This window comes from Rouxiella sp. Mn2063 (assembly GCF_049319665.1).
Lineage (GTDB): Bacteria > Pseudomonadota > Gammaproteobacteria > Enterobacterales > Enterobacteriaceae > JBMOUD01.
Genome location: NZ_JBMOUD010000004.1, coordinates 1 through 13573, shown reverse-complemented (window position 1 = coordinate 13573; position 13573 = coordinate 1). Strand labels below are relative to the sequence as shown.

The 13573-nt window shown below is 48.4% G+C and carries 12 protein-coding genes and 2 tRNA genes; 9 read left to right on the top strand and 5 right to left on the bottom strand.

Features of this window, described 5'->3' with window-relative positions; translation table 11 throughout:
- Positions 1 to 107 precede the first annotated feature (107 nt).
- Complete coding sequence (locus ACL9RG_RS07545; protein ID WP_422791987.1) at positions 108 to 1880, top strand: alpha-amylase family glycosyl hydrolase; 1773 nt, start codon at positions 108 to 110, stop codon at positions 1878 to 1880.
- A 164-nt stretch (positions 1881 to 2044) separates the two neighbouring features.
- Entirely contained in the window at positions 2045 to 3121 is a 1077-nt protein-coding gene (mltB, locus tag ACL9RG_RS07540) for a lytic murein transglycosylase B (protein WP_422792343.1), read from the top strand.
- 372 nt (positions 3122 to 3493) lie between these two features.
- Here the strand turns inward: mltB and ACL9RG_RS07535 are convergent, their stop codons facing one another.
- The 5 genes from ACL9RG_RS07535 to ACL9RG_RS07515 are packed head-to-tail and all read right to left on the bottom strand — an operon-like array spanning position 3494 to position 7125.
- The gene (locus tag ACL9RG_RS07535) at positions 3494 to 4585 is read right to left on the bottom strand and encodes a glycosyltransferase family 9 protein (protein ID WP_422791986.1); all 1092 of its coding nucleotides are present in this window, start codon (positions 4583 to 4585) and stop codon (positions 3494 to 3496) included.
- A 51-nt stretch (positions 4586 to 4636) separates the two neighbouring features.
- Complete coding sequence (locus ACL9RG_RS07530) at positions 4637 to 4960, bottom strand: DNA-binding protein (RefSeq protein ID WP_422791985.1); 324 nt, start codon at positions 4958 to 4960, stop codon at positions 4637 to 4639.
- 49 nt (positions 4961 to 5009) lie between these two features.
- The gene (locus tag ACL9RG_RS07525) at positions 5010 to 5462 is read right to left on the bottom strand and encodes a PTS sugar transporter subunit IIA (protein ID WP_422791984.1); all 453 of its coding nucleotides are present in this window, start codon (positions 5460 to 5462) and stop codon (positions 5010 to 5012) included.
- Between the two features lies 1 nt (position 5463).
- Positions 5464 to 6834, bottom strand: coding sequence for a PTS galactitol transporter subunit IIC (locus tag ACL9RG_RS07520; protein WP_422791983.1), 1371 nt, complete (start codon positions 6832 to 6834; stop codon positions 5464 to 5466).
- Between the two features lie 3 nt (positions 6835 to 6837).
- Positions 6838 to 7125, bottom strand: coding sequence for a PTS sugar transporter subunit IIB (locus ACL9RG_RS07515; protein WP_422791982.1), 288 nt, complete (start codon positions 7123 to 7125; stop codon positions 6838 to 6840).
- 240 nt (positions 7126 to 7365) lie between these two features.
- Here ACL9RG_RS07515 and pncC point away from each other — a divergent pair, with 240 nt between their 5' ends.
- The 7 genes from pncC (at position 7366) to ACL9RG_RS07480 (ending at position 13572) form a co-directional block, all read left to right on the top strand.
- Positions 7366 to 7860, top strand: coding sequence for a nicotinamide-nucleotide amidase (pncC, locus tag ACL9RG_RS07510; protein WP_422792342.1), 495 nt, complete (start codon positions 7366 to 7368; stop codon positions 7858 to 7860).
- 127 nt (positions 7861 to 7987) lie between these two features.
- Positions 7988 to 9052, top strand: a complete 1065-nt coding sequence (gene recA, locus ACL9RG_RS07505; protein WP_422791981.1) for a recombinase RecA — start codon at positions 7988 to 7990, stop codon at positions 9050 to 9052.
- Positions 9053 to 9347: 295 nt separating this feature from the next.
- Positions 9348 to 9869 (top strand): recombination regulator RecX, encoded by a 522-nt coding sequence (gene recX, locus ACL9RG_RS07500; protein WP_422792341.1) that lies wholly within the window; start codon positions 9348 to 9350, stop codon positions 9867 to 9869.
- A 140-nt stretch (positions 9870 to 10009) separates the two neighbouring features.
- Positions 10010 to 12637, top strand: coding sequence for an alanine--tRNA ligase (gene alaS / locus ACL9RG_RS07495; protein WP_422791980.1), 2628 nt, complete (start codon positions 10010 to 10012; stop codon positions 12635 to 12637).
- Positions 12638 to 12886: 249 nt separating this feature from the next.
- The gene (csrA, locus tag ACL9RG_RS07490) at positions 12887 to 13072 is read left to right on the top strand and encodes a carbon storage regulator CsrA (RefSeq protein ID WP_009639031.1); all 186 of its coding nucleotides are present in this window, start codon (positions 12887 to 12889) and stop codon (positions 13070 to 13072) included.
- A gap of 325 nt (positions 13073 to 13397) precedes the next feature.
- A tRNA-Ser gene (locus tag ACL9RG_RS07485) sits at positions 13398 to 13490 on the top strand.
- Between the two features lie 8 nt (positions 13491 to 13498).
- Positions 13499 to 13572: transfer RNA gene (locus tag ACL9RG_RS07480), tRNA-Arg, on the top strand.
- Position 13573 lies beyond the last annotated feature (1 nt).

The window sequence follows — 13573 nt, the reverse complement described above, 5'->3', positions numbered from 1 at the left end:
ATATAGCCCAAGGTTAGAGGAAAAAATTTTTTAAGCGCTCAGGTATTGGTGTTTACTTTTATTGATTTGCTCTGAAAGTAAACCCTTCAATACTTGAGAATAATCATATGACAATAAAAGCAAAGATTAATAAGTTAGGGATTATGGTGGCCACGGCCATTTTATTTGCAACGACAGGGAGTTATGCCGAAAGTCCTACTCCAAATGATACCGAAAATCATAGTGGAAATACGTCACCTGCATGGGTTAAAAGCGCGGTCTTTTATCAAATTCATCCGCAATCCTATAAAGATTCTAACGGCGACGGTATTGGTGATATTCAGGGTGTTATTGAGAAACTCGATTACATTAAATCAATTGGGGTCAATACCCTGTGGTTTAACCCGTTATTTACATCGCCTTTTAAAGATGCCGGTTATGACATCACCGATTTTTATCAGGTTGATCCGCGTTATGGCAGTAATTCAGATTTAGTGATGCTGATTAATGAAGCGCACAAACGGGGTTTACGCGTCTGTCTGGACCTGGTTGCGGGACATACCTCGGATCAAAGCGCGTGGTTCCAGCAAGCAAAAGAAGGGAAAGATCAGCGCTATTCTGATTACTATATTTGGCCAGACCGTATTCCCGACGATGTGAAAGGCAAAGAAAAAGATCAGGTTGGTGGCACCATCGGTGAAGACAGTTTTGTGAAGATCCAACATGCACATTCGCCGTATTTCATCAAAAACTATTATGCTTCCCAGCCGGCGCTTAATTATGGTTATGCACATCCGAATCCGGCTCACGCATGGGAACAACCGGTCGATGCACCGGGACCTATGGCGGTGCGCCGCGAGTTGAAGAATATTATCGCCTTCTGGATGGATAAAGGTGTTGATGGTTTCCGCGTTGATATGGCCTCCAGTATTGTGAAAAACGATCCGGAGAAAGTGGAAACCATTAAGGTCTGGCAGGATATTTCCTCTTGGTATCACCACCAATATCCGCAAGCGGTATTAATTTCGGAATGGAGTAATCCGAAGGAGTCTTCAGCCGGTGGCTTTAATATCGATTTCATGATGCACATTGGTAAATATAACTATACGTCGTTGTTCTTTAATCGCGTAGGCGGTGAGTTTGAGCCAACGGTGAGCTATTTTGCCAAAGATGGCAAAGGCCAACTGGCAGAGTGGTACAAACTTTATAGCGAGCAATATAATGCCACGAAAGGCAAAAGCTATATTTCGATGCCGACCAGTAATCACGATATCCAACGTCTGAACGCGGGTGACCGCGATAGTGTCGATCAGCTTAAAGTAGCGATGACCTTCTTCCTTACGATGCCGGGCACGCCGTTTATCTATTACGGTGATGAAATTGGTATGCGTTTCCAGACCGGTTTGTGGAATAAAGAGGGCAGTCAAGGCCGGGCCACCAAGAACCGCGCCGGTTCTCGTACCCCGATGCAGTGGGATAGCAGCGGCAATGCAGGTTTTTCGAGTGCCGATGCCTGGAATCTTTACCTGCCGATTGATAAAGACCCAAATCGTCCGACGGTTGCCAAAGAAGATAAAGATCCAAACTCCTTGCTCAACTACACCCGAGAATTATTGAAATTACGTGGTGCTTCAAACGCGCTATCAGCCGATGGTGATTGGAAGCTTATCAGCGATGTGAATAAGCCTTACCCGATGGTTTATCTACGTTCTGCGGGCAATGAGCGCTATCTGGTGGTGCTTAACCCAAGCGAAAATAGCGTGAGTACAACGGTAGAAGGGATTGATATTAGCCACGCCGCGCGCGTAGTTGGTAAAGAGGAACAAGGGCAGCTTAGCCAGAAACAGCAAAGTACCTTAATCGACGTTAAGCCGATTTCGGCGCTGGTTTATAAGCTTTAAAAAAGCCATTATCGCCAGACAGAGGAGAAATACTTTGTCTGGCTTTTTTATTTTCGATATTTACCATCATTCTGCGACTTTCAACGCACAGATTCCTGTTTTTTCTGGTCAGGCAATGCTTTACCATGACAACCACTCTTTTCTTGCATAGTGATAGATATCCGATGCGTTATTTGGCTGCCACACTTCCTTTGCTGGTTTTACTGACTGCCTGTAGTTCTAAGCCAAAACCTGTGGCTACGGCACCTCAAAATACGCTGTTTCAGGGCGGTTTTCTGCTCGATCCAGCTCATAGGGGCGAAGATCTTAGCGGTGATTTCGCTAATAATCCTGAGACGGCGCAGTTTGTTGATAAAATGGTGCGCGAACACGGATTCGACCGCCAGCAATTACATGATGTGTTGTCGCAAGCCAAGCGCTTAGATTGGGTATTACGTTTGATGGATAGGCAGGCACCGAGCGGCCCGCCAGCAACGGTGCCAAATGGTGCCTGGTTGCGTTATCGCAAGCAGTTTATCACTCCAGATAACGTACAAAATGGCGTTGTCTTCTGGAACACCTATCAAGATGCCCTGCAACGTGCGTGGCAGGTTTATGGTGTACCACCAGAGATCATTGTCGGTATTATCGGCGTTGAAACCCGTTGGGGCCGCGTAATGGGTAAAACCCGTATTATTGATGCGTTGGCAACGCTCTCATTTGCCTACCCACGACGCGCGGCTTATTTCAGCAGCGAACTGGAAACCTTCTTGCTGATGTCCCGTTCTGAAGGCGACGATCCGCTGAATTTACGCGGCTCATTTGCGGGTGCAATGGGATATGGGCAATTTATGCCGTCGGCCTTTAAAAATTACGCGGTCGATTTTGACGGTGATGGGCATATCAACCTGTGGGATCCGATTGATGCTATCGGTAGCGTAGCTAATTACTTCAAAGCGCACGGCTGGGTAAACGGTGGCGCGGTTGCGGTGCCTGCCATTGGACAAGCGCCAGGATTGAAGAATGGTTTTAGCACCAAATATTCAATCTCTACCTTGGCAGCGGCAGGCTTGAGCCCACAAAGCCCGCTGGGTAACTATCAAGAGGCTAGTCTGTTGCGCCTTGACCTCGGCAATCGCTACCAATACTGGTACGGCTTACCAAATTTCTACGCGATTACTCGCTATAACCATAGTGTGCATTACGCCATGGCCGTTTGGCAGCTTGGTGAAGCGGTGAAACAGGCAAGACAAGGGAATTGAGAAATTGGTGTTTTGACGTGTTAGTTGACCCATTAAGTCCTTGACCTTAAAGCGCATCTTGTCGGCCAAGAGAACGGATGCAGGCCAGGGGAAATCCGCCAGGGAAGGCGGATTTAGGTTGAACAATCATGGATGATTGTTGAAACCGACCCGTCCGGCCAAAGCAGTGAACGCGGGAAGTCGCGTAGCGACCCGACAAGCTAAGCGCAGGGCGCGGGATGCAAGGGTTTTCGCCTTAAAACCCTTGCCGGGCGCGTTCGGCTACGCTGATATATTGCTCTATATTGATAAGCGACCGAACCTACGCAATGCTGATATAAATCTCCTCTAAATAATCAATTCGTGGCGATTCTGGTCATCAAGTTTATTGATTTACAAATCAAACAATCTCCTAATATCTAGTTGCTCATAAGCCTGTTCCAGCGCCGCGAGCGCCCTCTCATCACTACTCGCATGCAGGTGACTCAACTGTTCCAGCGGTAGTAAAACCGCTTCACAATGGGCATAGTCCCTGACACGTAATGTTGGTGGGATAGTGCTGAAAATCGCGCGGGTGGGGATATCAAAACCAGCGGCGGCGTGAACGGCCGCGCTATCTATGGTGAGCAGGAAGCTGGCCTGTTTGATCCACGCAAGGAAATCGAGCGTATCGGTTGAGAACGTCGAGATATCAACATAATGCGCATGTTCAACCGGGCCAAAACCTAATACTGGCAATCGATACTGTTGCCATAATGCCTCGACCAAACGTGGGCGCTGCGTGGTAGGAACGCTACGAATCGGCGTGCTGGCGGTATGGCAAAACAAAACGTAGGGCTGTTGCTGCCAATAGGCGGGCAGCGCCGGTAAAGCGAGGTGTTGTAGCCAGTGATTACTTTTTAATGCGGCGGGAATGCTGTCTGGGTTAACGCCCAAGGCATGGAAAAAGAAATCAATCATTGGCATGTGCGCAAAGTCGGGCCAGAACACCTGATTGCCAAGATCAATACAGGCGGCACGAGGCGCGCACCAGCGCGAGGCAAAATAGCTAAGTGGTTGCGGCAGCGCTTGCGTGTTGGCAATCAACATCTGGGCATGCTGATACAAGGTGTCGACATAAACCGGTGCGAGCGCTGGGCGATAAAGCGTGATCTCTAGCTGCGGATAACGTGTTTTTAATGCGTATAACGCGGTGAGGCCAATAATAGAATCGCCCAGCGCGACGCCCATACCATTAATAATATCGAGCGTAGAAATCGTGTCATAATCCAGCTCAAATGACCGGATAGCACGGTTTTTTATTGGCGCAATATCAGAGAGCGGGCGGTAATGTTCCAGGCGGGCTTGCTGCTCAAGATCGTATGACGCGACGACATGTTCATCTGCTGATAGCAGGCTACCAGTGTGACGTAATATGGCGTGTTGAGGCCAGAATTCTTGCAGCAGGGGGGATTCAGGTGTGGTTTGCATATCCGCTTTGGGCATTCAAGGTTTCTCTCAGATTCGCCTGTTCTCACGGAAAACGAGCAGAAGAAATCAATCGCGAGAGTCGGATTTCTTCTGCCGTTGGGTCATTTCATATTGGTTGGCCGGATCCATGGCCTCGACGGCTTTTTTTAGCTCAGACAGGGCAAACTTCAGCGAGGCAATCTCTTCGCGTAAGTTTTGAACTTCCTGTTCTTGTGTTACGCCACGGTTTGTTTTCGGAAATGCGCTGAAAACATCCCGCTCTTCAAAGACTCTGACCTGTCTATTATCCACTTCAACGAGCTGATATTTTAGACGGCCGCTATTGATAGCGTTATAGACAGTCTTACGGCTGACCATGGCTAATTCAATGACGTCGCTGATTCGTAACATCCTCTTCCCCGGCTTATTCGTCACTACGCGCTGCTTTTAACTGAAGATTCTAGCGCGTAACGACGGCGTCGGTGAACTCTTTTACTTGCCCGGCGACTGACATTTTGCATAGGGCTTGCACGCGTTCCTTGTCTGCCAACAGTCCAAACAGCGATTGGATGATTGCCACCTTTTCACAATCAGGCGCGATAGCCATCATCACGATAATATCCGGCGTCACCAGCTCCCCCGGTTCATCAGTACGATGAAACTGCACGCCAGCCTGATTAATGCCAACGGCAAAACCGGTGTGATTAACATGCTCAAATTCGGTATGCGGAATGGCAATGCTATGCGTTTCCATATCAATGCCAGTCGGGTACTGTGCTTCGCGTTGCAGCACACCGGCTTTAAAAGAGTCTTTCACTAAGCCGGCTGTATATAAACTTGTCGCGAGCTGGCCGAGCAAATCATCTCTGCTGATTGTCTGTGTAAAGGTAAAAATGCGGTCTGCGCTAAACATGTTAGCTGCCCTCCATCATATTGGACTCTTGGGCGGCGAGTTGCTGGTTCTCTTGCGCCAGCTTTTTGCGGTTCCACACGACCAATCCCAGTGTACAGATACTCAGTAAGCCAACGCCTAACGCCTTAAAGTAGAAGCTTTGGATAATGACCCAAGGCAGCATGGCGCCTGCGTAATCTACGCTGCTGATGCTGGTTGTTCCCTGTGGCAATGAGAATCCGGTGCTGACGGCGGTACTGGTGACAATTGGAGCCAGGCTGGTACCGATTAAGAGCGCCAGACTTAAGGTGAGTAAGCCAGTAAGTAGGGTACGGAACATATCGCCACGGCACACGGCAGTGACTAATACGAAGGCAAAAGGCAACCCGGTTAATGAAGCAAATGGCAGGAATTGGTTATGTGGGATCACCGCAGCCAGCACCAGCATCAGTGGGATCATCAACATGGAGACTGAAAGCGTGACGGGATGGCCAACGCTAACGGCGGAATCCAATCCGATAGCAATTCGGCCAAAGGAACCTGCTCTTGATTGAGCGATTTCTTGAATACGTTCGCTGATAGGATACACGCCTTCCATCAACATCTTCGCCATACGCGGAATAATCGTCATGACCGCGGCCATGGTAATAGCAGTCTGTAAAATAGCTTTAAATTCAATACCGGCAATGACGCCTAAAAGCGCGCCGATGATCGCACCAAGTGAAGCCGGATCGCCAAGGATAGACAGGCGTTTCTGGATCACTTCGGTATCGATTTTGATATCGCGGATCACCGGGATGCGATCAACGATGGCGTTAACTAACCAGGCCGCAGGCACGAAAGATACTGAAAAACCGTGGGGGATCGAAATTGACGGCAGGTTGAGGTATTTCTCGACATCACCGCTGGTACGGTCAGCAATCACCATGGTAATGATGCAGTTGATCGCGGCGGCAAAGATACCCAGCCACAAGCTGCTGGTAATAATAGCGACCAGAGAACCGGTAAAGGCGTGGTGCCACAAGTTCCAGATATCGACGTTAAGAATACGGGTGGTTTTGGTGTATAGCATCAGGATATTGATGGCGACACAAACTGGGATAACCAGCGCGCCAACTCGGGTGCCCATTGCTACTGCCGCTGCTGCGGGCCAGCCAACGTCTAGTACGGTTAAATTTAACCCAAAGCGATGGACTAACGCATGGCTGACAGGCGTTAGAGAATCAATCATTAAATTGACGGTAATGCTTAAACCGATAAAGCCGATCCCAACCATTAACCCGGCTTTGATGGCTTTAGAAAATGACAGGCGCAGCAGTAAACCCAAGATAATGAAGATCAGCGGCATCATCACCGATGCCCCGAGATTAACAATGTAATCGATGATGAACATGGATTAGCCCTCGGCCAAAATTAAGGTTTTTACACTGTTAAATACTTTATCTATTCCCATTCCCGTCAGTAATGGCAGCGCATTGACCACCGGAATTGAGGTAGTGATGGCTGAGGTTGAAACAATAAAGTCGATGTCGCTGCGTGTTAATGCTTCGGCTACGGTGCCTTGGGATATACGCACGCGATCGCTGAGCTTTTCTTTATCCAGGAATGCTTCAATTTTTTTTAACGCCACTGTGCTGGTTGCTACGCCGGCACCACAGCAGATCATTAGGTGTTTCAAGGTCATTCTCCTCTGGTCAATGTGGGATGGATTAAAGCATGGCCTTGAAAATTGAAATGTGATCAATGTGTAATTTTACACATCATATACACGCGATTATTTTTAGGGTATAGGCCTATTGATTTGGGAAGGATCGCGCAAAATAATCTGTCCGGCAGATCAAGATGCGGAAGAGATGCTACCATCACCAACTCAATATGATTTGCAGGAGCCGCGATGAGCGAACAACGATTGGCTGAGAAACCATTGTCTGAGAAAGAACTGCATCAACTCAGTATTGATGTCGGACAGCAACTTAAGACACAAGGATTGTGGATCACTTGTGCTGAGTCTTGTACCGGTGGCTGGGTGGCAAAAGCGATTACTGATATAGCCGGTAGCTCTGCTTGGTTTGATCGCGGTTTTGTCACTTATAGCAATGCGGCAAAGCACGACTTGCTCGGCGTATCTGAATCGACCTTAAATACCTTTGGTGCTGTGAGCGAAGAAGTGGTGCGCGAAATGGCGCAAGGGGCGCTGCACGCTGCCAAAGCCAATCTGGCATTATCCATCAGTGGGATTGCTGGCCCAGATGGCGGCAGCATAGAGAAACCGGTCGGCACTGTCTGGTTTGGTTTTGCTGATTCCACAGGGCGAGTACTGGCTATTAAGCAGGTATTTTCCGGTGACCGTGAATCGGTGCGTTTGCAAGCTGCTGTTTTTTCATTACAAACAGCGTATAACGAGTTTTTGAAAAAATAGGCTTGATACTGTATGAGCATACAGTATAATTACGTCCAGTTATCTGAGTCTGTATATCTAAATACAAACAACCACATTCAGTGGCACCGCAGCCAAGTATGTCACGGTGCCGCACGAAGGAGCGAAAATGGCTATTGATGAGAACAAGCAAAAGGCGTTAGCTGCGGCACTAGGCCAGATTGAGAAACAATTCGGTAAAGGTTCCATCATGCGTCTTGGTGAAGATCGCTCTATGGATGTAGAAACGATCTCAACTGGCTCGTTGTCTCTGGATATTGCTCTGGGCGCTGGTGGCCTGCCAATGGGCCGTATCGTTGAAATTTATGGCCCGGAATCTTCTGGTAAAACCACCCTGACGTTGCAAGTTATTGCTGCTGCACAACGCGAAGGTAAAACCTGTGCGTTTATCGATGCAGAGCACGCGCTTGACCCGATCTATGCTAAAAAACTGGGCGTAGATATCGATAACCTGCTGTGTTCTCAGCCGGATACCGGTGAGCAGGCGTTGGAAATTTGTGATGCTTTGACCCGCTCTGGCGCGGTTGATGTCATCATCGTTGACTCCGTTGCTGCGTTGACGCCAAAAGCGGAAATCGAAGGCGAAATAGGTGACTCACATATGGGCCTGGCGGCACGTATGATGAGCCAAGCGATGCGTAAGCTGGCCGGTAACCTGAAAAACGCCAACACACTGCTGATCTTTATCAACCAGATCCGTATGAAAATTGGTGTGATGTTCGGTAACCCAGAAACCACTACTGGTGGTAACGCGCTGAAGTTCTACGCCTCTGTTCGTCTTGATATTCGCCGTATTGGCGCAATTAAAGAAGGCGATGTGGTAGTGGGTAGCGAAACCCGCGTTAAAGTGGTGAAAAACAAAATCGCTGCGCCATTCAAGCAAGCTGAGTTCCAAATCATGTACGGCGAAGGGATCAACATCAACGGTGAGTTGGTTGACTTGGGCGTTAAACATAAACTGATTGAAAAAGCCGGTGCATGGTATAGCTACAACGGCGAGAAAATTGGTCAGGGTAAAGCTAACGCAGGCAACTTCCTGAAAGAAAACCCAGCTATTGCTTCAGAGATTGATAAAAAACTGCGCGAATTGCTGCTGAGTGGCAATGGTGAACTGAGCGCCGTCACTACAGCTGAAGATTTAGACGAAGACGCTGAAACCAGCGAAGAGTTCTAATCATTTGACTCGCGGCCTCAATAGCGGGCGCTTGTAAGGTTTCACATGAAATGCCAGCCTGTTATAGGCTGGCATTTTTTTTATCTCATTAATGCCCGTTATACTGCAAACTGCACCGGTGTGGCTGTGCTGTCTGTCGCCTTGGTGTAACGCCAGTTATTTTGAGTATATGAAACGAAGGAAACGCATAATGGCGGATGATTTAACCCCGTTCGGTGCGAATCAGACCCGGTTGCAGGATGAACAATCAGCTACATCGGTATTTCCTGAGCCAAAAGATGAGAACCGTAGCAAAATTAATACGCTGACCGCGCGCGCCATGCGTTTGTTAGGCCAACGCGATCACGGTGAAGAAGAGTTGCGCCGTAAATTAATGACGCCTCCTCAACCTTTTGTTCGTCCATCGTCGGCTAAAAACTGGCGTAAACCACCGCAAATGCCGGCAGAAAAATCAGCACCAGAGGAAATTAATGCCGAACATGTGCAGCAGGTTATTGAGTACTGCTACCAGCACGGTTGGCTTGATGACAACAAATTTGCCAGTCGTTATATTTCAGGGCGCAGCAATAAAGGTTATGGCGCACAGCGCATTCGCTCTGAGCTGCAACAGAAGGGCGTCGATAAAGAAATCGTGAATATTGCATTGGAAAATAGTGAAGTTGATTGGAGCCTATTAGCCTACGACGTAGCGACCCGAAAATTTGGCCAGCCATTGCCAACGGATTGGAAAGAGAAATCCAAAGTTTTTCGCTATTTACTGTATCGCGGCTTTTTTCAGGAAGAAATCCACGCTATTTATCGCGATTTTGCAGATTGAATGCATACGGGATTTTACTTCCCTGCGTAGAAATTTTATCTTATCCGCACTTTTTCGTTCGTGAGCTTTAAAGAAAGCTGATCTTAAATCGTGCCTATCTTGCTCACGGGCTGTTCTTCTAGCCTTATTCCGGGACATTTATGAGCAAGAGCACCGCTGAGATCCGTCAAGCGTTTCTCGATTTCTTCCAAAGTAAGGGACATAACGTAGTTGCGAGCAGCTCGCTTGTCCCGACTAATGATCCGACATTGATGTTTACCAATGCCGGTATGAACCAATTTAAAGACGTTTTCCTTGGATTAGATAATCGGGATTACACCCGCGCTACCACGTCCCAGCGCTGTGTTCGCGCGGGTGGTAAGCACAATGACCTGGAAAACGTGGGTTATACCGCTCGTCACCATACGTTCTTTGAAATGTTGGGTAACTTCAGCTTTGGCGATTATTTCAAGCGTGATGCGATTAACTATGCGTGGGAACTGCTGACTGGCGCAAACTGGTTCAATCTGCCAAAAGAGAAGTTGTGGGTGACCGTCTATGAAACTGATGACGAAGCTTACAGCATTTGGGAGAACGAAGTAGGCGTGCCGAAAGAGCGTATTATCCGCATCGGCGATAATAAGGGCGCAGCCTTTGCTTCAGATAACTTCTGGCAGATGGGTGATACCGGTCCTTGTGGTCCTTGTACCGAGATCTTCTTCGATCACGGCGATCATATCTGGGGTGGTCCTCCTGGAAGCCCTGAAGAAGACGGCGATCGCTACATTGAGATCTGGAACATCGTCTTTATGCAATTTAACCGTCAGTCCGACGGTACCATGCTGCCGCTGCCAAAACCTTCCGTCGATACCGGTATGGGCTTAGAGCGTATTACAGCGGTATTGCAGCACGTTAACTCTAACTACGATATTGACCTGTTCAAGAAGCTGATTGCTGCGGTTGCCGAAGCAACTGGCGCAACTGATTTGAGCAACAAGTCTCTGCGCGTTATTGCTGACCATATTCGTTCTTGTGCATTCCTGATCTCTGATGGCGTAGTGCCGTCTAACGAAGGTCGCGGTTACGTATTGCGTCGTATTATTCGTCGTGCGATTCGTCACGGGAATATGCTGGGCGCGAAAGAAACCTTCTTCTATAAGCTGGTTGCTCCGCTTATCGACGTCATGGACTCTGCTGCTGATGAACTGCGTAAGCAGCAGTCATTGGTTGAACAGTTGCTGAAAACTGAAGAAGAGCAGTTTGCTCGCACTCTGGAACGCGGTTTAGCGCTGCTGGATGAAGAACTGGCTGCGCTGAAAGGTGATGTCCTGCCTGGCGAAGTGGTGTTCCGTCTATATGATACCTTTGGTTTCCCGGTTGATTTAACCGCTGACGTTTGTCGCGAACGTAATCTGACGGTCGATGAAGCAGGTTTTGAGAAGGCGATGGAAGCACAGCGTCGTCGCGCTCGTGAGTCTAGCGGTTTCAGCGCAGATTATAACAATTTGGTACGTATCGAAGGCGTGACTCAGTTCTCTGGCTACGAGCACGTACAGCGCCAATCCAAAGTGGTTGGACTGTTTGTGAACGGCCAGCCGGTTGAAAAAATTCAGGCCGGTGATGAAGCGATTGTCGTGCTGGATGACACGCCGTTTTATGGTGAGTCCGGTGGGCAGGTTGGCGATAAAGGCGTACTGAAAACCCAATCTGGTGAGTTTACTGTTAACGATACCCAGAAATATGGCAAAGCATTCGGTCATCAAGGTGTGCTGAGCGCAGGTTCTCTGTCTATCAACGATAGCGTCACCGCTGAAGTTGACGAACAGCGTCGTAACCGTATTCGCCTGAACCACTCGGCGACTCACTTACTGCACGCCGCATTGCGTCAGGTTCTTGGTAAGCACGTTGGCCAGAAAGGTTCTCTGGTGAATGACAACTACCTGCGTTTCGATTTCTCGCATTTTGAGGCGATGAAGCCGGAAGAGATCCGTCAAGTTGAGGATTTGGTCAACGCACAAGTACGCCGCAACTTGCCTGTCCAGACCAAAGTCATGGCGTTGGATGAAGCGAAAGAGCAGGGCGCAATGGCGCTGTTCGGCGAGAAGTACGAAGATAGCGTACGCGTGCTGTCGATGGGGGACTTCTCTACTGAACTATGTGGTGGTATCCACGCCGATCGTACTGGTGATATCGGCCTGTTCCGTATTCAGAGTGAATCGGGCACGGCAGCTGGCGTTCGCCGTATTGAAGCGATAACCGGTGATAAAGCAATTGCGTCATTGCATCAGCAAAGTGATTTGCTGCAAGACGTTGCGCACTTGGTTAAAGGTGACGTTAATAGCGTGACTGATAAGATTCGCGCATTGATCGAGCGTTCACGTACGCTGGAAAAAGAGCTGCAGCAGGTTAAAGATCAGCAGGCGGCACAAGAGAGCGCATCGCTTTCTAGCCAGACTGTTGAGGTGAAAGGTGCGAAGCTATTGGTGCGTCAACTCGATAATGTTGAACCTAAGATGCTGCGTACCATGGTCGATGACCTGAAAAATCAGTTAGGTTCAGCCATTATTGTGTTGGCAACGGTAGCTGATGATAAAGTCAGTCTGGTTGTAGGCGTGACCAAGGATTTGACCGATCGTATTAAGGCCGGTGATTTGATTGGCACAATTGCAGCTCAGGTTGGTGGGAAAGGCGGCGGTCGTCCAGATATGGCGATGGCTGGTGGTACAGACGTTAATGCGTTACCAGGTGCATTACAGAGCGTCGAAGCTTGGGTTACATCAAAGCTGTAAACTAAAAAAAAGCGACAATGAACACGTCATGATATGTTGTGCTATGACGTGTTCAGTCTTAATGTGCAAGGAAATGATAAGTGTTACATCACGACCTTGCTAATTTAGGCTAAACTTAACGTCACACACGGCTAATGTATGATATGGATTACATTTAATGTGGCAGTCGTGGCTTACGTTTCGCCAGTTTATGATAGATAATGACCGGGAACTGAGACCCGACTCTTCTAATTATTCAAGGAGCAAAGAATGCTTATTCTGACTCGCCGAGTTGGTGAAACCCTCATGATTGGCGATGAGGTAACCGTTACCGTTTTAGGTGTTAAAGGTAACCAGGTGCGTATTGGTGTGAACGCCCCTAAAGAGGTCTCTGTGCATCGTGAAGAGATCTATCAGCGTATTCAGGCTGAAAAATCTCAACAGACGAGTTTTTGATTTAACTAGCGTCTCGCATCATGCGAGGCGCTAATGCTTTTTGGTTGTTTTTTCCCCTTCTGGTACGTCTTTCTCTTTTTCCCCCATTTAATTATTAAGTTTCAGCTTGCTGAGGCTCTGGTACTTTTTCCATAAAAAATAGTCTTATTAGTATCATTAGCCGGTAATATTGCCTTTAAACTAGGCAGGTTGGGTGGGAATTGTGCAAATGAACGATTGTTGGGAAAAAAGGGTTTGACTTATAAGTCCGGGAAAGTAATATGTGCGCCACGCAGTGCCGATGAGCTTAAACAAAGTTAGTCAGCACAATTCGAAAGAAGCGTATGGTGAGGTGGCCGAGAGGCTGAAGGCGCTCCCCTGCTAAGGGAGTATGCGGTCAAAAGCTGCATCCGGGGTTCGAATCCCCGCCTCACCGCCATTTAAGATGCACCCATAGCTCAGCTGGATAGAGTACTCGGCTACGAACCGAGCGGTCGGAAGTTCGAATCTTCCTGGGTGCAC